General features: G+C 32.9%; 18 protein-coding genes and 1 other RNA gene. 16 read left to right on the top strand and 3 right to left on the bottom strand.

Annotation, left to right across the window (positions count from 1 at the left end; genetic code table 11):
- The first annotated feature begins 12 nt into the window (after window positions 1-12).
- The 6 genes from AMQ68_RS03005 (at window position 13) to AMQ68_RS24790 (ending at window position 9,179) form a co-directional block, all read left to right on the top strand.
- Complete coding sequence (locus tag AMQ68_RS03005) at window positions 13-1,896, top strand: type VI secretion system baseplate subunit TssF (protein ID WP_054509132.1); 1,884 nt, start codon at window positions 13-15, stop codon at window positions 1,894-1,896.
- Window positions 1,897-2,227: 331 nt separating this feature from the next.
- Window positions 2,228-5,059: an excinuclease ABC subunit UvrA gene (gene uvrA, locus AMQ68_RS03000; RefSeq protein ID WP_054509131.1), complete on the top strand. Its 2,832-nt coding sequence runs from the start codon at window positions 2,228-2,230 to the stop codon at window positions 5,057-5,059.
- Between the two features lie 78 nt (window positions 5,060-5,137).
- Window positions 5,138-7,072 carry a hypothetical protein gene (locus tag AMQ68_RS02995; protein WP_054509130.1) on the top strand — a complete coding sequence of 645 codons (1,935 nt, stop codon included), beginning with the start codon at window positions 5,138-5,140 and terminating at the stop codon, window positions 7,070-7,072.
- A 150-nt stretch (window positions 7,073-7,222) separates the two neighbouring features.
- Complete coding sequence (locus AMQ68_RS02990) at window positions 7,223-8,149, top strand: HNH endonuclease (RefSeq protein WP_054509129.1); 927 nt, start codon at window positions 7,223-7,225, stop codon at window positions 8,147-8,149.
- Window positions 8,150-8,334: 185 nt separating this feature from the next.
- A complete protein-coding gene (locus AMQ68_RS02985; RefSeq protein ID WP_054509128.1) occupies window positions 8,335-8,739 on the top strand; it encodes a hypothetical protein in 405 nt (134 codons plus the stop codon).
- A gap of 305 nt (window positions 8,740-9,044) precedes the next feature.
- Window positions 9,045-9,179, top strand: coding sequence for a bacteriocin (locus AMQ68_RS24790; RefSeq protein ID WP_082383951.1), 135 nt, complete (start codon window positions 9,045-9,047; stop codon window positions 9,177-9,179).
- A gap of 55 nt (window positions 9,180-9,234) precedes the next feature.
- Here the strand turns inward: AMQ68_RS24790 and AMQ68_RS02980 are convergent, their stop codons facing one another.
- On the bottom strand, window positions 9,235-9,804 hold the full coding sequence (locus AMQ68_RS02980; protein WP_054509127.1) for a hypothetical protein: 570 nt from the start codon (window positions 9,802-9,804) through the stop codon (window positions 9,235-9,237).
- A gap of 354 nt (window positions 9,805-10,158) precedes the next feature.
- Here AMQ68_RS02980 and AMQ68_RS02975 point away from each other — a divergent pair, with 354 nt between their 5' ends.
- From AMQ68_RS02975 to AMQ68_RS25035, 3 genes are all read left to right on the top strand, one after another.
- Window positions 10,159-10,671, top strand: a complete 513-nt coding sequence (locus AMQ68_RS02975) for a DUF421 domain-containing protein (RefSeq protein ID WP_073294145.1) — start codon at window positions 10,159-10,161, stop codon at window positions 10,669-10,671.
- A 5-nt stretch (window positions 10,672-10,676) separates the two neighbouring features.
- Window positions 10,677-11,171 carry a GNAT family N-acetyltransferase gene (locus AMQ68_RS02970; protein ID WP_054509125.1) on the top strand — a complete coding sequence of 165 codons (495 nt, stop codon included), beginning with the start codon at window positions 10,677-10,679 and terminating at the stop codon, window positions 11,169-11,171.
- A gap of 119 nt (window positions 11,172-11,290) precedes the next feature.
- Window positions 11,291-11,587, top strand: a complete 297-nt coding sequence (locus AMQ68_RS25035) for a hypothetical protein (protein ID WP_123905589.1) — start codon at window positions 11,291-11,293, stop codon at window positions 11,585-11,587.
- 120 nt (window positions 11,588-11,707) lie between these two features.
- Here the strand turns inward: AMQ68_RS25035 and AMQ68_RS02965 are convergent, their stop codons facing one another.
- Window positions 11,708-12,022 carry a DUF4286 family protein gene (locus AMQ68_RS02965; RefSeq protein WP_054509124.1) on the bottom strand — a complete coding sequence of 105 codons (315 nt, stop codon included), beginning with the start codon at window positions 12,020-12,022 and terminating at the stop codon, window positions 11,708-11,710.
- Window positions 12,023-12,170: 148 nt separating this feature from the next.
- On the opposite strand from AMQ68_RS02965, the gene gyrA reads away from it, so the two are divergent.
- The 5 genes from gyrA (at window position 12,171) to AMQ68_RS02940 (ending at window position 19,070) form a co-directional block, all read left to right on the top strand.
- Complete coding sequence (gene gyrA / locus AMQ68_RS02960; protein ID WP_054509123.1) at window positions 12,171-14,759, top strand: DNA gyrase subunit A; 2,589 nt, start codon at window positions 12,171-12,173, stop codon at window positions 14,757-14,759.
- 28 nt (window positions 14,760-14,787) lie between these two features.
- Entirely contained in the window at window positions 14,788-15,831 is a 1,044-nt protein-coding gene (locus tag AMQ68_RS02955) for a tetratricopeptide repeat protein (protein WP_054509122.1), read from the top strand.
- A gap of 533 nt (window positions 15,832-16,364) precedes the next feature.
- Complete coding sequence (locus tag AMQ68_RS02950; RefSeq protein WP_054509121.1) at window positions 16,365-17,201, top strand: 1,4-dihydroxy-2-naphthoyl-CoA synthase; 837 nt, start codon at window positions 16,365-16,367, stop codon at window positions 17,199-17,201.
- A gap of 71 nt (window positions 17,202-17,272) precedes the next feature.
- Window positions 17,273-18,202 carry a 1,4-dihydroxy-2-naphthoate octaprenyltransferase gene (menA, locus tag AMQ68_RS02945; protein ID WP_054509120.1) on the top strand — a complete coding sequence of 310 codons (930 nt, stop codon included), beginning with the start codon at window positions 17,273-17,275 and terminating at the stop codon, window positions 18,200-18,202.
- 181 nt (window positions 18,203-18,383) lie between these two features.
- Window positions 18,384-19,070, top strand: a complete 687-nt coding sequence (locus AMQ68_RS02940) for a metal-dependent hydrolase (RefSeq protein WP_054509119.1) — start codon at window positions 18,384-18,386, stop codon at window positions 19,068-19,070.
- 104 nt (window positions 19,071-19,174) lie between these two features.
- Here the strand turns inward: AMQ68_RS02940 and ffs are convergent.
- An RNA gene (ffs, locus tag AMQ68_RS24680) (signal recognition particle sRNA small type) lies at window positions 19,175-19,272 on the bottom strand.
- 131 nt (window positions 19,273-19,403) lie between these two features.
- Between ffs and AMQ68_RS02935 the strand changes: the two genes are divergently transcribed.
- Window positions 19,404-20,009 carry a DUF4199 domain-containing protein gene (locus tag AMQ68_RS02935; protein WP_054509118.1) on the top strand — a complete coding sequence of 202 codons (606 nt, stop codon included), beginning with the start codon at window positions 19,404-19,406 and terminating at the stop codon, window positions 20,007-20,009.
- Window positions 20,010-20,025: 16 nt separating this feature from the next.
- Entirely contained in the window at window positions 20,026-20,976 is a 951-nt protein-coding gene (locus AMQ68_RS02930; RefSeq protein ID WP_054509117.1) for a glycosyltransferase family 2 protein, read from the top strand.
- Window positions 20,977-21,100: the final 124 nt, after the last annotated feature.

Raw genomic sequence — 21,100 nt, 5'->3', positions numbered from 1 at the left:
TAATTAAAATTTATGAATTTAGACCAGAATATTTATTCCAAAGAATCTGTAAAAGCAAGAATGCTTCAGAATGCTACTAAAGTTTGGGGACTAAAAAGTCCGCAGTCTTTGGATCCTTTCGTTAAATTACTGATCGACGCGTTCAGTACTGAAGTTTTTAAAGCCAACAATGAAATACAGACCGTTAATGCCCGCATTTTAGAAAAGCTGGCCAAACTTCTTACGCCTTCCGTTTACACCCATCCAATTCCGGCGCATGCCATTGCCTTTGCAGAACCTTCGGAATCTGCAGAATCATCTGAGGTTTTGTTGGATCATACAGAGTTCTTTTTCAAGAAACAAATGGTTTCCACAGTAAAAGCAGAATCAGATAAGCAGTTAAGCATAGCATTTACGCCAATTGGAAATGTGAAAATTAATAAAGCACAAACCTCAATAATGATGGTGGGGAAAAGTTGCTATAGTATTGATGAAAGATTAAACAAAATTCCGATTTGCCGAATTGATGCAAAAAATGAAGATTACAGAAAGCTTACCATTGGAATTGACGTAAGCCAATACACCAACGAAAACTTTCCTAAATATATAAGCCTGTATTGTTCGAATCCTGCTTTCGAGCATTTGGATTTTGTGCATAAGCTTTTGCCCTATGTTACGGTTACCAGCAACGGAAATCCTCTGTTTGTAAGAGAAGGATTGTCGTATGTTAAAAGCAGCGAGGCAGAAGGGTACGAGCAGATGTTTCATGAACAGTCGATCAAAACAAAGACTATTGAAGATATCAAAGGGATCTATCATGATAAGTTCATTGAGATCACAGGGATTTCAGCAAGTTTATTTTCCGGACCTGGAAAGCTCCCTGAAAATCTTGATTTAGGAGAAAAGACGAATGATGTCTTAAGGTATATTGAAGGAAAACGTCACCTGTGGCTAACGTTCGAGTTTCCTCCACAGTTTTCTTCTGAAATATTAGATAATTTTTCATTTGTCTTAAATGCTTTTCCGATTTACAACAGAGGTTGGAAGAAAACAGAATATAGTCTGGATATCATGGGGAATAACATTCCTTTGGTAACAGACGATGGCGAACACTTTTTATATGTAGATGAAGTTCAGGACGGGGAAGGAAGAAGGTATACCGAGATTCCTTTTACGCCTGCAGAGGATTTGAAAAAAGGCTTATACACGGTTCGAAAAGGCGGTATGGAACGTTTTACCAACAGAAATGCAGTAGATATGATTGCCAATGTGTTGGAACTGACAAGAGATGAGGTCGCTGCATTTTCTCTTTTAAACAGAGATAATGTGAAAAATGTCTTAAATGAAATGTCAGATAAAATGAAATCGATGGTGCAGAAAGTGAATAACGCGAAAAGAAGCACTAAGCAAGAGCTGAACTACGTTATCATGGAACCTGTAGAAAAAACTGACAGTACTTATGCGACATTTTGGGTAACCCATTGTAAACTGGCGAATCATATGCGTCCGGGAACAGAATTAACCAATCAGCTAAAATCACAGAATATTATCCTTCTTACCGAAAGTATCGGCGGCTCCGAAGAACAAAAAGGAACTGAGAGTATTCAGGCGTATACCTATGCTTTAACAACAAGAGATAAGATCATCTCTCTGGAAGATGTTAAAAATTACTGCCGAATGATTCTGAAAGACGAATTGAAAGAAGTAAGGGTAAAAAGAGGAACCATGATCAGCAACAAACCTAAAGAAGGTTTTGTAAGAACTGTTGAGATTGAAATTATTCCTCAAAACTATTCTTTTTACGGAAGAGCTTACTGGGAGAATATGGCTAATATTTTAAAAAATAAAATTATTTCCAAAGCGATTGACGGAATTGAATATGTGGTAAAGGTTACCAATGAAGATATAGATTCTTAGGAAATTTGTAAAATAATATTTGAAATCCAATAAACGATACATAACAAAGACCGGTAATTTTTATCGGTCTTTGTTTATTTTATCAATAAGCCATTATAGAAAGTCAGCAAGGCATTAAGATTTGTAAGATGGGCTATGGAAAAACTATTCTTCATTTTACACTTAAAGCTTGATTCTTTTTATTCCTTTAAAACGTTCACTTAAAAAAAGTAACAAAAACAAAATTTTCATGCTTTTGTAGTTAAGTAATCTAACACTTTTTAACACAAAAAATTCCATAAAATTCCGTAATTTTGCACAGCGTGATTTTCAGGTAAGATCACATCAAATTATGAGTAAATCAAAAGAATATATAGAAGTTTACGGTGCACGAGAGCATAATCTTAAAAACATTAATGTCAAAATTCCTCGTAATGAATTGGTCGTAATTACCGGACTTTCCGGAAGCGGGAAATCTTCATTGGCTTTTGATACGATTTTTGCAGAAGGTCAGCGTCGTTATATTGAAACATTTTCAGCATACGCCCGTCAGTTTTTAGGAGGTTTAGAACGTCCTGATGTAGATAAAATTGAAGGACTTTCACCCGTAATTGCCATTGAGCAGAAAACAACCAACAAAAACCCGCGTTCAACCGTAGGAACTGTTACAGAATTGTACGATTACCTGCGTCTTTTGTATGCGAGAGTTTCGGATGCCTATTCATTATCCACAGGGAAAAGATTGGTAAGCTATACGGAAGATAAAATTCTAGATACCATCAAAGATAATTATAAAGGAGAAAAACTAATGTTGATGGCGCCTGTCGTACGTTCCAGAAAAGGTCATTATCACGAGCTTTTTGTTCAGATGGCGAAAAAAGGATACGGACAAGCGAGAATTGATGGTGAATTAACAGATATTGAATACGATCTAAAACTGGATCGATATAAAACCCACGACATCGATATTGTAATCGACCGTTGGATTATCGGAGAAACCGCTTCTGAAACCCGAATGGAAAAATCGCTAAGAACAGCGATGGACATGGGAGAAGGATTGATCGGGATTCAGAAACTAGGAAGCAAGGAAATTGAATATTTCTCAAAAAATTTAATGGATGCCGAAACAGGACATTCATTGGCATTGCCTGAGCCCAATACTTTTTCATTCAACTCTCCGAAAGGAAGCTGTCCGGATTGTAAAGGATTAGGAACAATCAAAAAGATCAACACCGATTATTTTGTAGAAAATCCTAAATTATCAATTAACCAAGGAGGTTTGTTGCCTTTGGAAGACATCAAGTCTAATAAATGGATCTTGTCTCAGATTAAAAGTATTCTTGAGATTTTTGGACTAGGCTTAACAACTCCATTTAAAGATATTCCGGAAGAAGCATTAGACTATATATATAATGGTTGCAATAAGGAATTCAACAAAGATCTTAAATACGCAGGAATTGCCAAGAAGATAAAAATTAGTTTTGATGGTTTGATTCATTTCATGGAAGAAATGATTGATGAAAGAGAATCTTACGAAGCTATTTTATTGGAAAGACATTTTACGACGGAAGAAATTTGCCCTTCGTGTGGTGGAGCTCGTCTTCAGCCGGGAAGTTTAAGTTTTAAGATTGATGGAAAAAATATTGCTGAGGTTAACGGATTAAGTCTTGCCGACCTCAAAGATTGGTTAGCGGATATTAAAGATAAATTTTCAGAGAAAAATAAAATCATCGCTCACGAGATCTTAAAAGAAATTGAAACTCGACTTCAGTTCTTACTCGATGTGGGGTTGGATTATTTAAGTTTAAGCAGAAGCTCAAAAACACTTTCAGGAGGAGAATCTCAAAGAATTCGTCTGGCAACTCAGATTGGTTCTCAATTGGTGAATGTCTTATATATTTTAGATGAACCAAGTATCGGATTGCACCAAAGAGATAATGAAAGGCTTATTGCTTCATTAAAAAATCTTCGTGACATTGGAAATTCTGTTTTGGTGGTAGAACACGACAAAGATATGATCCTTGAAGCCGATGAGGTATTGGATATTGGTCCAAGAGCCGGAAAATTTGGTGGTGAGATTCTTTGGCAGGGAAAACCGGAAGACTTATTGAAAGCCGATACCATAACAGCCGATTATATTACCGGAAAAAGAAAAATTGTCGTTCCTACTGAAAGAAGAGAAGGGAACGGAAAAAATATAGTACTAAAAGGAGCTACAGGAAATAACCTTAAAAATGTTAATCTTGATATTCCATTAGGGAAATTAGTGGTGGTGACAGGAATTTCAGGAAGTGGAAAATCTTCTTTGATTAACGGAACTTTATATCCGATTCTGAACAAACATTTTTACAGAGCTGTTCAGGAACCTTTACCTTACAAGAAAATTGAGGGTCTTGAAAACATCGACAAAATTGTAGATGTAGACCAAACCCCGATTGGAAGAACTCCTCGTTCAAATCCTGCAACCTACACAGGAATGTTTACAGACATCAGAAACCTTTTCGCAGAATTGCCGGAAAGTAAAATCCGTGGGTACAAACCGGGAAGATTTTCTTTCAACGTAAAAGGAGGAAGATGCGAAACTTGTCAGGGTGGAGGTTTGAAAGTGATTGAAATGAATTTCTTGCCAGATGTGTATGTTCATTGTGAAACCTGCAACGGAAAACGATTCAACAGAGAAACGCTGGAAGTTCGTTACAAAGGGAAATCTATTTCTGATGTATTGGATATGACGATTGATGAAGCCGTAGATTTCTTCCAGCCAATTCCTAAGATTTTTGCGAAAGTAAAAACGTTACAGGATGTTGGATTGGGATATATCACATTAGGACAACAATCGACTACACTTTCTGGAGGAGAAGCTCAACGTATCAAGCTAGCAACAGAATTAGCAAAAAGACAAACCGGAAATACGCTATACATTCTTGATGAACCCACAACCGGACTTCACTTTGAAGACGTAAAAATTCTAATGGAAGCCATCAATCAATTGGTAGAACTAGGAAATTCATTCATTATTATCGAACATAATATGGATGTAATAAAATTAGCAGACCATATTATTGACGTTGGCCCGGAAGGAGGAAAATACGGCGGTGAAATTGTTGCGAAAGGAACTCCCGAAGAAATTGTAAAATCTAAGAAGAGTTTGACTGGGAAGTTTTTGAAAAGGGAATTGGAGTAAAATTATATAAATATATTACGGGAAACCACAATGAAAATTGTGGTTTTTTTATTTATTTTTGGGAAAAACTAATTAAACATGAGCTTTAAATTACTTGCAATACGTCCATTAGAAAGTTGCAACAAAAAATTTTTGAAAAATTTGGAAGCAAACAGGATTTATAAATTTTATAATGACTATGAATTCCAAGACTCTAAAGAAAATGAAATAATTGATTTTTCACAATTAATTGATGTTTCAGATATTAAAATTGAATCAACAATTCCCACGAATTTATATGGTGATAACATTAATATTTCTGCAATAGTTGGAAAAAATGGAAGTGGGAAAAGTGCTTTAGTTGAACTATTTATAGCAATAATCAATAACTTGTCATTTTTATATGGTTTTAATGTAAATCATAATGGATATGAAGATGTTGATTTTTTAAGATATAACCCTCAACTATTCTTAGAATTCTATTTTGAAAATAAAGGTTTAATCTATAAAATTAAAATTGATAAATCTAAATTAAAACATTCTTTCTATTCATTGATTGATAATAAATTTGAAATTTTGCCTATTAATGATCATGAAAATTACAAATTGTTTATAAATGAAAATTTCTTTTATACAAATGTTATTAATTATTCTTTATGGTCATATAATCATCGTGAAATAGGAAATTTTATAACTGCACTATTTCATAAAAATGATGCATATCAAGTACCTATTGTCCTAAATCCTTTTAGAGGACAAGGTGGTATAATAGATCCAGAATCGGAAAAAGAATTAGCAATGGATAGGCTTTTATTTAATGTTTTCCAGCAAAATGAAAATGCAACAAAAATAACCGATACCTTAGAACTAATAAAAATTTCCCTAGAACTAAGAAAAGGGAATTATGATAAATACTCTATGTTTCGTGAAAATAAAAATGGGATTGTTAGGATTATAGAATTTAAAGAGTTCAAAGATAATATTGAAAATCAACATCAAAAAGAAAAATTATTAAAATATTTATTTGAATTTTATGGATTAAATTATGAAAAATATTTTTATCAACCTGAATGGGAAAGCACTATAGAGTATCTTCTTTACAAAACAGTTAAAATAGTAACTAGATATGAAGAATTTCAAAGATTCATTAATATTGACTCTAAAACTTTTAAGGAAAATAAATTTGATGATTTTTTAATAGAATTTTCTAGAGATTCGACACATATTACGTTAAAAATAAGACAGATATTTAATTTTATCAAATACCATTCATATTTAGAACTAAGTCTTGATACAAAAGAAATTAACATTCAAAGATATTCTGAAAAAATTTTTGAATTAAAAGAAAAGTACGATACTAGTTTACTAGATATGTTACCTCCATCAATATTTAAAATTAAGTTACACTTAACAAATGATATTGAGTTTAGTCAATTAAGTTCAGGAGAAAAACAGATGATTTCTACAATTAATTCAATTTTATATCATTTAAATAATTTATACTCTGTAAAACAGAAGGAAGGTAAAATAAAATATTATAATTTTAATTTAATCCTAGAAGAAATTGAGTTGTATTTTCATCCTGAATATCAAAAATCTTTTATAAAAAGAATTTTAAATGGGATAAAAACTTTAAACTTCTCTGGTGTAAATATTAATATCTTATTCATTACACATTCCCCATTTATATTATCTGATATCCCAAAACAAAATGTACTATTCTTAGAAGCAAATCTCCCAAATAATAAGTCTATAACTAAAAATTTCAACGAAATGAATACTTTCGGAGCTAATATTACAGATTTGTTAGCTGATAGTTTTTTTATTGAAGATGGTTTAATTGGAAATTTTGCTAAAGATAGAATTGAAGAAATTATAAGTTGGTTAAATTCAATTCTAAATATTAAAGATAAAATAGTGCTATTAGAAGATAATAAGTATAAAAAAGCAAAAAAAAAAAAAAAAAGATTAAAAATAAGCTTAAAGAGGAAACTGATGAGGAACATAAAAATTTTAAAAAATATTATAAATTAATTCAAGCTATTGACGAACCATTCTTAAAGCAAAAGTTAAACGAAATGTATTTAGAAGCAACTTTAGAATTTCCAAGAAAAGAAATTTTAGAAAAAGAGATTGAAAGAATGCAAAAAGAGCTAAACATATTAAATAATAAAACAGTTTAAAATGCTTAATTTAAAATCTTCAGACATAAATGCTTTAAACTATTATAATTCAATAAAGCATAAAATTAAAAAAATTGATTCTTTAGGCTTGATAAAAGAAGATGTTAAGAATCTTATTTTATCAAAACCAAAAGATTTAATAAAACTCAGTAGTCATCTGATGCCACAGATAATCCCAGACTTTGATTTTGATGAGTTTTTAATTTATTTAAAAAAGAAAGAAAAAGGCAGAATGAAAGATATTAAATATCATTCAAAAATTTTAGAAATTAAAGATGTCTTTAAGTATAGCCAAATTGTAGGAAATGAATATTTTTTAGCAAAATTATTAGATCAACATACCTGTGTGTATTGCAACAGAAACTATGTGAAAACAATTGGGGATACTCAAAATAAGGTTCTAAGAGCAGACTATGATCATTTTTTTAGTCAGAGTAAGTACCCTCTCTTAGCATTAAGTTTTTACAATTTAATACCTGTTTGTTCATATTGTAATAGTAAAAAACTTGACGGACATTTTCAGTTGGATACTCATCTACACCCATATCTCATGAATGCAGATGATAAAAATTTTTCTTTTAGTTTTAGAAAAAAAAATTTTATTGAAAATAATGTTAAGCTTAATATTATAACAGAAAATGCAAAATCTAAAATTAGAATTGAAAATACATTTAAGGATTTATGTTTAAAAGAAATCTATAATGCTTATTCGGATAAAGAACTTCGAAATTTATTAGATTTAAGATATAAGTATTCTAAAAATTATTTAAATATTTTATTGAATGAAACATTTAAAGAACTTTCAATATCAAAAGAAGAAGTTTATAGAATGATTTTTGGTATAGAAATTAAAGAAGATGATTATCATAAAAGACCATTCTCAAAATTTAAACATGATATCATTGAAGAGCTTAAGAAAACCTTTTAACTCCCAATATTAAATTTTCAATTATTTTTTAAATGTTAACTATTTGAAATTCAATCATTTGAATTTTAATGTTAACCCAATGTTAACCCAATGTTAACGATATGTGAATTTAATGTAAACTATTTTTAATATCTTTGGTAAGAGATACAAAATAATTCAATTATAATATTTAAAACCAAAGAGTTATGAAAAATAAAATTCAAACATTTGTTGCTGCAGTTTTTATTTTTGGGTTTGTTGCTGTTATGAATTCGGTTAAAGCTCAGACTACTTCAAATAATACGATTCAGGAAATTCAATTAACCAAAAGTGATACTTTTAATGATATAAGAAGTCGACTGATGGAGAACTTCGATCTTACCAACGTTGATTATAAACAAGGCGTGGTAAATTCAGTCGTTAAATTTGATATTGCCAAAAACGGAAAAATAGTAAATGTTCATTCTAACGGAGAATGCAAAAGTGTAAGTAAGGAAATCGAAACCGTATTAAGCGAACTCGACTATAAAGTAGATCGCAAAAAATTAAATGAAAATATGGTGGCCTATACGTATGTAATGCCTGTAACCGTGGAAATCAACAATAAATAATATTCATCCAACCTTTTATATATAAACCGCACAATCAATTTGTGTGGTTTTGTTTTTATTGCCACAAATGGTACAAAAGCTTTTACACTTAAGTATTTTAAAGTTCATTATTTTACTTCATAAAAGTACACTTAAGTTTTGAAAATCTTTGATTTTCTGTTTCGTGAGCTTTTGATTAGAAGATGCTTACGTGTAATAATTTCTTTTGTATTAAGAAAAAACAAAAGATGAAAATTTTTAAACATAAAACAGTAATAAGCAAGGCTAAATTCCGTTCTACCTTTAACCAAATAAATTAAAACAATATGAAAAATCTAAAGAAACTCAACAAAGAAGAACTAAAAGCAATATATGGCGGACAGCCGAAAAAGTACTGTGTCTATTGTGAAAGATTAAATCAGACGGTATGCAGCGAAGTTCCCATCGCTCAATGCCCTTAAAAAACAAAAGCTGCTTAACCCAAGCAGCTTTTTTATTATCGTAAAATGGATTTCACTATTTAGCACCAGAGATAAAATTCTGTAAACTTGATTTTAAATTATTTTCTCCGGTTAGGTTCTCAGAAAATGTAATATTATCAATTCTCCATCCGGCGTGATAAGGATTAACGAGATGTATTTTATCGGTCCAGGTAATTTTTGGAGAAACCTGTGAGTTTTCAAAATCAATGATAACATCAGCGGCAGCACCTAAGGGCTGGGTACTTTCCTTTACATCAATTGATTTTATAGTGTAGCTTGTGTAACCTTCGTATAAACTTGTAAAAACCGATCCTTCCATTAATAAAGGTTTATCTGTAGGATGATCGCTATTTTTTACTTTTTCAATATCTGCTTTTGAGGAGTCTATTGCTTCCTGAAAAGTTTCTTCCAATTCATGGGAGAATAAAAATTTTGGAATTGACTGATTATAAATGGCGTCACTGGACTTTCCATACGTCTTGTATAATGTATTTATTTTTTGAGTGATTTCAACATCAGCTCTTGGTATTTTTGGATGTTCCTCATTTCTCTTACAATTGATACAAACGAGGAAAATACTTAAACCAAGAAATAATTGCTTCATAATTTGTGTTTTTAATTTTTCAAAAGGAAACTTTTCAAAATATATGCCAATAATCAGGGTATTTGTCGGTTATATTCATCCTTGATTTTTAACATTACGTAAGGTTTTTAGAATATTAGGGTTGAGCTTCGTTTTAAGATGGCATATTTAAGGAAATCTGCAGATTTTTCTTAATCGCCTTAACAACTAAAATTATCCTTGATGGTTTAAAATTTTCACACATCAATTATTGACACTCTGATTGGCAGTAAATGTAATGTTTATATTTAAAAGCAAAAGGATTTGTTTGAATTTGAAATTATTCTAAAAGGAAAACATAAAAATCAATACATTTGATAGTATAAATAAATTCTTGTGAATCCCATTCTAGATGTAGTTGTCCGCTCGCTTTGTGTTTACCTTTTTATGATGGTAGCCATTCGGTTGTTTGGCAAAAACCAGCTTTCTCAGCTTAATGCAGGAGATGTGGTTTTGTTATTGCTGATTTCCAATGCGGTTCAGAATGCAATGGTGGGGCAGGATACTTCTTTGCAGGGAGGATTAATTGCGGCTTTGGTTCTTTTTGCAGCCAATTTTATTGTAAAAAGATTAATGTTTTCAAATCAATCTTTTAAAACTTTTATGGAAGCAGATCCTGTAATTCTGATAAAGGATGGTAAAGTTGATGAAAAAGCTTTAGATGATGTTAAAATAAATATTGATGAACTGGAAGAAGCTATTCGTGAACATGGCGTTGACGGAATTAAAAATGTAAAATTATCTATTTTGGAAGTTGACGGAAACATCAGCGTAATCTCGGAAGATGAAAAAGATAAGCAGACCCATTATTCAAGAATAAAAAGAAAAAACAAAAGAAAATATCATTAAATACAATGAATTACGAAATAAGAGAAATGCTTCCCGATGACGAACCCAAAGTGTTGGAGATCTACAAACAGGGAATAGATGGAGGAATGGCTACTTTTGAAACAGAAGTTCCGAACAGAGAAGTCTGGAATACAGAGTTTTTTAACGATTGCAGATGGGTGCTTGAAAACGAGAGTAATGAAGTGGTAGGCTGGTGCGCACTAAAACATGTAAGTAAAAGAGAGTGTTTTAAAGGCGTTGCAGATGTGAGTATTTATTTGGATAATAAATACCAAGGACTAGGTTTAGGGTCGGTTTTACTTAAAAAGATGATTTTGGATAGCGAAAGCCACGGATTCTGGACTTTACAAGCCAATATCTTCCCCGAAAATGAAGCCTCCATCAGATTTCATCAAAAAAACGGTTTCAAAAACGTTGGCCTCCATAAAAAAATCGCAAAATTAAACGGAGAATGGAAAGATCTTATCTCGTATGAAAGAAGAAGCGAAATAATTTCTTAGATTAGATTTAAGTTGATGGAATTATAAAGTTTCTTAAAAATTCTTCATAACTCAATAATAAAGTAATATTGGCATTAGTCTTGCAAGTTTTCGTAATGTAATTTGAAAATAGTTGATTTATGAAAGTGCTAACTAAAGTAGTAGGGTTTTTCTTACTGATTTTTTCTTTTGCTTATTATCAAGCATCACCTCTCCAAAAAGGCCGTCATCATCGTGGGCATGGACCTTCAAAACATTATTATCACGGGCCGAGACCACATTATAGACCTGTCGCATACAGGCATCACAGACCTGAAAGACATTATTATAAACCAAACCATTATTACGGACAAGAAAGACCTCACAGGTATTCTCATCACAAAAAATACAGAAGGCATCATGTTTCTAGCAGACCGGTAATTGTGGTAAGGTTATAAAAAAATAAAAGCACTGAATATTTTCAGTGCTTTTGCTTTATGGTAAAATGTAATTGTAAAGACAAATGATGTAAATACAATAATCGCATCAATGGGAGCGGGCTTTAGTTCGTTTTAAATTTAAAATCTAGATTTCTTTGGATTTAGAAAAGTATTGAAGATCATCACTTCTTCTCCAAATTTATTTTCAACGATTTCGGTGATGTTTAAAAGTTCGCTCTCCATAAAATCATTTCGAAGATCATCATTATCAAACATCAAAAGAAGGTTATAATTTTTTCCATCTTCGATATACTCACTATGTACCTCAGAAAGGATATATTTGGTTACATCCATTAGGTTTTCTGTCATTAAAACCAATGTTTCGTCCATATAATTTTCCCATTCTTCAATATTATTTTTCGTGCAGTGGAAAGTTATACTTAATACGCTCATATTTTATGAATTTTTAAGATTTTGTTGATAAATTCTAGGGCAAAAATCGGCAAATTTTTCGTAAATTAGCACGTTAATAAAAAATCAAAATAGATAATTTTCAGGCTCACAGCTAATGGTCTGAATATCATTATAATAAAATTTGTTTATGCAAAAAGAAGGAGAAAGACTGATTCCTATCAACATTGTTGATGAAATGAAGTCATCTTATATCGATTATTCGATGTCGGTTATCGTGTCAAGAGCGTTACCTGATGTAAGAGATGGCTTGAAACCCGTTCATAGAAGAGTGCTGTATGGTATGTATGGATTAGGGGTTTTTTCTAATAGAAAATATTTGAAATCTGCGAGAATTGTTGGTGATGTTTTAGGTAAATATCACCCGCACGGAGACTCTTCAGTATACGATGCAATGGTAAGAATGGCTCAGCCATGGAGTTTACGTTATCCTCAGGTTGATGGTCAGGGTAACTTTGGATCAATGGATGGTGACCCGCCTGCAGCAATGCGTTATACGGAAGCAAGATTGAAAAAAATCTCTGATGATATTCTTTCAGACTTAGATAAAGAGACTGTTGATTTCCAGAATAACTTCGATGATAGTATGACTGAGCCTACGGTTATGCCTACAAAAATCCCTAATCTTCTGGTTAACGGAACATCAGGTATTGCAGTAGGGATGGCGACAAACATGGCTCCTCATAACTTATCAGAAGCGGTAAATGCTATTGGTGCTTATATTGACAATAGAGATATTACTATTGACGAATTAATGCAGCATATCATTGCTCCGGATTTCCCTACAGGAGGGATTATCTATGGGTATGATGGTGTAAGAGATGCTTTTCATACAGGAAGAGGAAGAGTTGTTTTGAGAGCTAAAGTTAGTTTTGAAGAAATTGGAAACAGAAATGCGATCATTGTAACAGAAATTCCTTACCAGGTAAACAAAGCTGAGATGATTGCCAGAACAGCTGATTTGGTGAAAGACGACAAGATTCTTGGGATTTACGAGATTAGAGATGAGTCAGACAGAAATGGTCTTCGTATTGTTTATGAATTGAAAAATGATGCGATTCCTAATGTAGTTCTGAACTTATTATATAAATATACTTCACTTCAGACTTCTTTTAGTGTTAATAATATTGCTTTGGTACACGGTAGACCAGAACAATTAAACCTAAAAGATATCATTCACCACTTCGTTGAGCACAGACATATTGTCATTGTAAGAAGAACTCAATACGAGCTTAAAAAAGCGAAAGAAAGAGCTCATATCTTAGAAGGGTTCATGAAAGTGATCGGATCTCAGGCTTCGTTAGATAAAGCGATTGCTATTATCCGTAACAGTACCAATCCTCAAGGAGCAAAAGAAGGATTAATTCAGGAATTTGAACTTTCTGATATTCAGGCTCAGGCAATTCTAGATCTTCGTTTGGCTCGTTTAACGGGTATGGAATTGGATAAGATTCGTGATGAGTATGATACCATCATGAAAGAAATTCAAGACTTAGAAGATATCTTAGCGAATGAGTCTAGAAGATTTCAGATTATTAAGGATGAATTAGCTGAAGTTAAAGAAAAATATGGTGACGAAAGAAGAACGGAGATCGATTATTCTGGAGGAGAAATGTCTATTGAAGATATTATTCCAAATGAAGCGGTAGTTCTTACAATTTCTCATGCAGGATATGTAAAGAGAACGTTGCTTTCAGAATACAAAATTCAAAGTAGAGGAGGTGTAGGAAATAAAGCGGCAACAACAAGAGATTCAGATTTCTTAGAGTATATCGTTTCTGCAACCAATCACCAGTATATGTTGTTCTTTACTGAAAAAGGTAAATGTTACTGGCTAAGGGTGTTTGAAATCCCAGAAGGATCTAAAATATCTAAAGGTAGAGCAGTTCAAAACCTGATCAATATTGAGCCTGATGATAAGATCAAAGCATATATCAGAACCAACGACCTGAAAGATATAGACTATATCAATCAAATGAGTGTAGTGATGATTACTAAAAACGGTACTATTAAGAAAACTTCTCTTGAGGCGTATTCAAGACCAAGAGTAAATGGTATCAACGCTATTGAGATTAGAGATAATGACCAATTATTAGGAGCATGGTTAACGAATGGGACTTCCCAGATCATGATCGCTACTAAAAATGGTAAATGTATCCGTTTCCCGGAAGAGAAAGTAAGAGAAGTAGGAAGAGGATCTATCGGAGTACGTGGTATTACGATGGAAGAAAATGATGAGGTTATCGGAATGATCGTTGTGAATGATGTAGAAAACGAAACGGTTCTTGTAGTATCTGAAAAAGGATATGGTAAGAGAACTGCGGTAGAAGACTATAGAATTACCAACAGAGGAGGAAAAGGAGTTATTACCCTAAACATCACCGAAAAAACAGGAAATCTTATTGCCATTCAGAATGTAACAGATGAAGATGGATTGATGATTATCAATAAATCCGGTGTTGCTATCCGTATGAATATGGATGAAATGAGAGTGATGGGTAGAAATACGCAAGGGGTTAAAATGATCAATCTTAAGAAGAATGACGAGATCGCTGCCATCGCAAAAGTTGCAATGGATAAAGAGGTTGAAGAAGATTCTGAAGAAATAGAAGAAGGAAGTGAAATTGTAGCTGATAACCAAGAAAACGATCAGGCACCTCAGGTTGAAAATGAAAACCCAACAACGGAGGAAGCAGGGAGTTCTGATTCTGAAGAATAAATTGTACAATTAATATAAAATAGTGATTATGAAGAAACTAATTTTAGGTATGGCTATCGTAGCATCAGCTTTAGTTTTCGGACAAAAAGAAGATGTAAACGCTAAGTTACAGGTTGCTAATAAAGCAGCAATGGATGCTTATAGTGTAAAAAATTATGCGGTTGCTGGTCCTAAGTTTTTAGAAGTTTATAACTTGTTGAAAACGAATGGTCAAGACGACAAAACGTATATGTACTATGGAGGATTGAGTTATGCTTTAGCAAATAATAACGAAGAGGCGATTAAGATCTATAAAGAATTAATTAATTCAGGATATACAGGAGTTCAGACAACGTATACTGCAAAAGAAAACAAAACAGGAAAGGTTACTCCTTATGACAAGAGTACTTGGGAGCTATTGAAGAAATCTTCTTCAAAAGACTTTTCTGATTTTAAAACTGAGGAGTCTCCAAGTGTTGAACCAGATTTGTATGAAACGTTATCTACGCTACTTTTAAATACTAAGAAGCACGATGAAGCAATTGCGATTATCGAGAAAGGATTAGCTAAATATCCAAATAATGCTAAACTTAAAGAATTGCAGGGAACAGCACTTTATGCTTCTGGAAATACAGATAAATTCATGCAGAATTTAAAGGAGCAATTGGCTAAAAACCCTAATGATGCTACGAATTGGTATAATTTAGGAGTATTGCAATCTAAAGATCCTGCAACTACAAACGATGCAATAGCTTCGTTCCAGAAAGCACTTGAATTAGGTTCAGCTGATCCTAAACTATCTAATAACGCTCATCAAAATTTAGTGTATACAGCTATTGGTGACGATACAAAAGCAGTAGAAGAAATCAATGCGCTTAGAAAAACAAAGCCGGATGATGCTACCAAATTAATTGAAGCTAGAAAAGAGAGATTCAACAAAGCTCTTCCTTATGCTGAAAAATGGTACCAGGCTAATCCTACAAGTTTAGATGCGGTTTCAACGTTAAAAGATATTTATAATATCACTAAAAATCCAACAAAAGCTGCTGAAATGAAAGCTAAAGAAGCTGAACTTTCGGCTAAGGCAAAATAATACTTTTTAATCTTAAAGGTTAAAAATCAAAACCGGAGCAATTGTGTTCCGGTTTTTTTTGTTTTAATATTTCAAACGAATTAAAAACATAAAGAAGAATCCGACATTTTTTTTAAAAAATAAATCATTAAAACGTATCAATAGGAACGGGCTTCAGCCCGTTTAGAAAAATAGAACATACAATTTGGCTTTAGCCAAAACTTAAAAAATATAAATGCGACAAATAAACACAATCATTTGTGTAAAGATGCAAAATCTACGAGAGAAAAAAAAGAACCACAAGTTTTGTTATTTCGACGAAGGAGAAATCTATCTTTTATAAATTATTCATCCAGTCTTCTTTCTTTGTAATTGAAAACCTCTTCAATAATGTAAAGATACTTAGTATTCTTAGCGTTAGATTAATAGTATTCAAAAAAAATCAGAATCATCTAAATCAAACTAAAAAAATCAACAAATTTCCCAATGACTATCATCAAAAATCAATGTTAAAATTCTCTGTAATTCCGTATCTTTGAGAAAATTTTTACAAGATGATCGAGTGGAAAACCGTCAAAGAATACGAAGATATTACGTATAAAAAATGCAATGGTGTAGCAAGAATTGCTTTTAACAGACCAGAAATTCGAAACGCTTTTCGTCCAAAAACTACCTCAGAATTATATGATGCTTTTTATGACGCTTCTGAAGACTCTTCAATAGGCGTTGTTTTGCTTACGGGTGAAGGGCCAAGTCCTAAAGACGGTGGTTGGGCATTCTGTAGTGGAGGAGACCAAAAAGCAAGAGGGCAGCAGGGGTATGTAGGGGAAGACGGCAGACATCGTTTAAATATATTAGAAGTTCAGCGTTTGATTCGTTTTATGCCGAAAGTTGTTATCGCGGTTGTTCCGGGATGGGCTGTTGGCGGTGGGCATTCACTGCATGTAGTTTGTGACCTTACGTTGGCAAGCAAAGAACACGCTATCTTCAAACAGACGGATGCTGATGTTACAAGTTTTGACGGAGGTTATGGTTCAGCGTATTTGGCAAAAATGGTTGGACAGAAAAAAGCTCGTGAAATCTTCTTTTTAGGGAGAAATTATTCTGCTCAGGAAGCGTTGGAAATGGGGATGGTCAATGCGGTAATTCCTCACGACGAATTAGAAGATACGGCTTACGAATGGGCTCAGGAAATTTTAGCTAAATCTCCAACGTCTATCAGAATGCTGAAATTCGCAATGAACTTAACAGACGATGGAATGGTAGGTCAGCAGGTATTTGCTGGTGAAGCTACGCGTTTGGCTTATATGACGGAAGAAGCAAAAGAAGGAAGAAATGCATTCTTAGAAAAAAGAAAGCCGGACTTCGGAGAAAATAAATGGATATCTTAACATAAGTAATTGGTAATAAGAAATGAGCAATATAGGCATTACTTATTACCAATTGCCCATTACTTATACATATGAAGGATTGGATAAAAGCCGCAAGGCTAAGAACTTTACCGCTTTCTTTAAGCGGAATTATCATGGGAGCTTTCATTGCAAAGTGGAGACTTTGGGGTGAAGGTGGACTTTGGGACTGGAAAATTTTTGCATTGGCATTGGTGGTAACTTTGTTGTATCAGGTGCTTTCAAACTATGCTAATGACTATGGTGACGGAGTAAAAGGAACGGATGCCAAAAGAATTAGTGAAGCAGAATCCAGAGCAGTAGCTTCAGGGAGAATTACAGCAAAGCAAATGAAAAATGCGGTGATCTTGGTTGCTATACTAGCTTTTGTAGTGACTATTGCTTTATTGTATGTGGCTTTCATTCCAAATTATATGAATGAATTTTACATTTTCATAGGATTGGGTGTTGCATGTATTTTAGCGGCAATAGGGTATACCGTTGGTAAAAAACCTTATGGATATATGGGATTAGGAGATCTTTTCGTATTTATCTTTTTTGGATTGGTTTCAGTTTGCGGAAGTTATTTTCTGTTTACAAAAACATTCAGTTGGGATATGTTATTACCGGGAGCGGCTGTAGGAATGATGAGTATGGCGGTGATTAACCTGAACAATATGAGAGATATTGAAAGTGATAGATTATCAGGAAAAAACAGCTTTGCATTAAGAATAGGATTCAGAAATGCAATGGTATACGAGATGATCTTATTGCAACTTCCTTTGATCTTGATTATGATATTTCTAGGAATGAATGGCTTTATTCAAACGCAAAATTATTACGTTTTCATTGTAATGATCCTGTTGATTCCGTTTGCAAAACTGAGAAGAAAAATAATGGCCGTAAAAGAGCCTAAAGAATTAGATCCGTTCTTAAAACAAGTCGGAATTTTAACATTTACAATGGCGATTCTTACAGCGATTGGACTTAATTTTTTTAAATAAATAATTAGGCTTTCACTCTTATAAACTTAGGTATCATAATGCTCTTAGCATTTAAATAAAACACAAATAACACTAATGTTTACACAGATTTTCACTAAAATTTTAATAGTGTTATTCGTGGAAAATATTTGAGTTATTTGTGTTTAAATATTTAAAAATTAATTTAAAAATAACTTTAAAAATGAAAATACAATTTTTAGGACAAAACTGTTTTTTGTTCACGTATAAAGACAAAACGATCTTGAGCGACCCTTTTTATAACTATAAAAAAGCAGAATCAGGATTTGACATTTCAGCTCAAAAGATTGATTATATCTTATTAACTCACGCACACGGCGATCATATTGCAGATGTGGAAGAAGTTTTACAATTTCACCCGGAAGCTACCATTATTGCGGTTCCTGAAGTTTGTGGATATTTCAAGACAGCTAAAAACAGAGATGATGTAAACTTAGGAGGGTCGGCAAAAATCGACGATCTTAAAATTTCCATGGTACCGGCTCATCACACAAGTTCTTTCCCGGATGGAAGCTATGGAGGCGTTCCTGTAGGATATATTTTCAGATTACCTGAAGGAAAGAACATCTACATGGCAGGAGATACAGGAGTAATGGCAGATATGGAGCTATTTCCAAGGCTTTACGGTAACCTTGATCTATCAATCTTACCCATTGGAAGTCACTATACCATGTGTCCGAAAAAAGCAGCTTTTGCAGCAGCAGAATTATTGAAAACGCCAAAAGTAATTGGATGTCATTTTGATACTTTCCCTGCTATTGAAATTAATCATGAAAGTGCTTTGAAGCATTTTGCAGATAAAAATGTAGAACTTGTATTGCCTAAGTTAGGAGAGGAGTTCGAATTTTAAGTAAAGAGTAAAAGGTAATTTGAAAATGATAATTGAAATGTTGAAAAGTATAGAAACAAAAAAAGATAATTCTAAAATTACCTCTGTTCAACTTAAAATAAAAAAAATGGCAAGCTACCTAAATCACACCGCTACGACCAATTACCTTTGCTGCGTTCCCACCCTGGAGGGTTCTTAGGAGCTGGTTGTTTAGGACTTGCCGTTGCAAAGGTAGGAATTTTTTATAAACTTCAAAATAAAATCAAAGAAAAATAAACTGAAAAATCCTTTATTGAAGCTAAATTGCTGAAATTTAGACTTATAATTTTTCAAAATTTTTCAAAAAAATTAAACATGACTAAAAGTCCATCAACAATAGGAATTATACTTTTTATAGCCACTATGATTGTTTTTTTCATAGTATACTTCTTTTTCTCGGGAATACATTACTTTGATATTTCGTTGAAAGCCAATGCTTTCGTGTTGCCTCTTTTATATGCAGGGGGTGCATTTTGGTCGGTAAAAGTCTATTGGAACAACCACCGACTGAATTTTAGACAAGCTTTTAAGAGAGCATTCATTCCAATGTTTATTGGAGGGATTCTTTCGATCTTCAGTATTTATGCATTTTTAAATTTTGTAGATCCGCAGGCAAAAAGCCTGTTGAATTACCAATATGTTCACACTCAGAAATCTGAATTGGATAAAGAATACACTTCTGCAAGGAAGATTATGAAGCATCAAAAGGATATTGATGAGCTAGACCAAAAATATAAAGAAAGACTTCAGAGTTTTACTCCGGCAGCTGTTAAAGGAAAAGATATGCTTACGGCAAGTCATTTTTCGGGATATTTTGCAGCAATTCTTATATTTTACGTAGTTTTGTCATTGTTTTTTGGAGCATTTTTCAGAACAAGAAGTGTTCACGAGGAACCAATAAATCAAGAAAATCAAGAATAATTTTTATTAAAATTAAATGAATCTATCTATAGTTATTCCGTTACTTAATGAAGAGGACTCTTTGGAAGAGCTTTTTTCAAGGATTAATACTGTTTGCGTCACAAATAATTTATCTTATGAAATCTGGTTTGTGGATGATGGAAGTACGGATTTATCGTGGAGTATTATCGAAAACTTAAAAATACAACATCCTCAAATTCATGGAATTAAGTTTTCCAAAAATTACGGAAAATCGCAAGCATTACACGCTGCTTTTGAAAGAACAAATGGAGATGTAATCATCACAATGGATGCTGATTTACAGGATTTTCCTGAAGAAATCCCTGAGTTGTACGACATGGTAATTAAAGAAAATTACGACATCGTTTCAGGTTGGAAAAAGAAGCGTTTTGATAATGTGATGACGAAAAATGTGCCATCAAAATTATTCAATGCAGCCGCCCGAAAAGTTTCAGGCGTTGAGCTTCATGATTTCAATTGTGGACTAAAAGCGTATAAAAAACAGGTGGTAAAAACGATTGATGTGTATGGAGATATGCACCGTTACATTCCTGTTTTGGCTGCGAATGCAGGTTTCAGAAGAATTACGGAAAAAGAAGTTCAACATCAGGCAAGACCTTACGGAACATCAAAATTCGGAACGGAAAGATTTATCCGTGGCTTTTTAGATTTGGTAACCCTTTGGTTTGTAAGTCGTTTTGGAGGAAGGCCCATGCATTTCTTTGGAGCGGTAGGAACCATGATGTTTATCCTTGGTTTTCTTTCTGCGCTTTGGTTGGGAGTTTCAAAACTCATTGATGTGGCAAGAGGAATTTATGGTCATCTGATCACCAATAATCCGTGGTTTTTCATTGCTTTAACGATGATGATCATGGGAACGCTGCTTTTTATCGCAGGATTTTTAGGCGAAATGATTATCAGAACAAATCGTGAACACAAAAATTATAATATTGACGAAGTTATTTAGGTAGCTTCCTGAAAAATAACTCACAAAAGAAACGAAATATCTTTAACATTAAGTTAATTGTATTGAAAACCTTGCTATAGTAAGCAGAATTAGAATATTCTTTTTAGGTAAATTTATTATGATC

This window comes from Chryseobacterium sp. ERMR1:04, from assembly GCF_001297705.1.
GTDB lineage: Bacteria > Bacteroidota > Bacteroidia > Flavobacteriales > Weeksellaceae > Chryseobacterium.
This window is presented reverse-complemented; position numbering and strand designations above follow the sequence as displayed.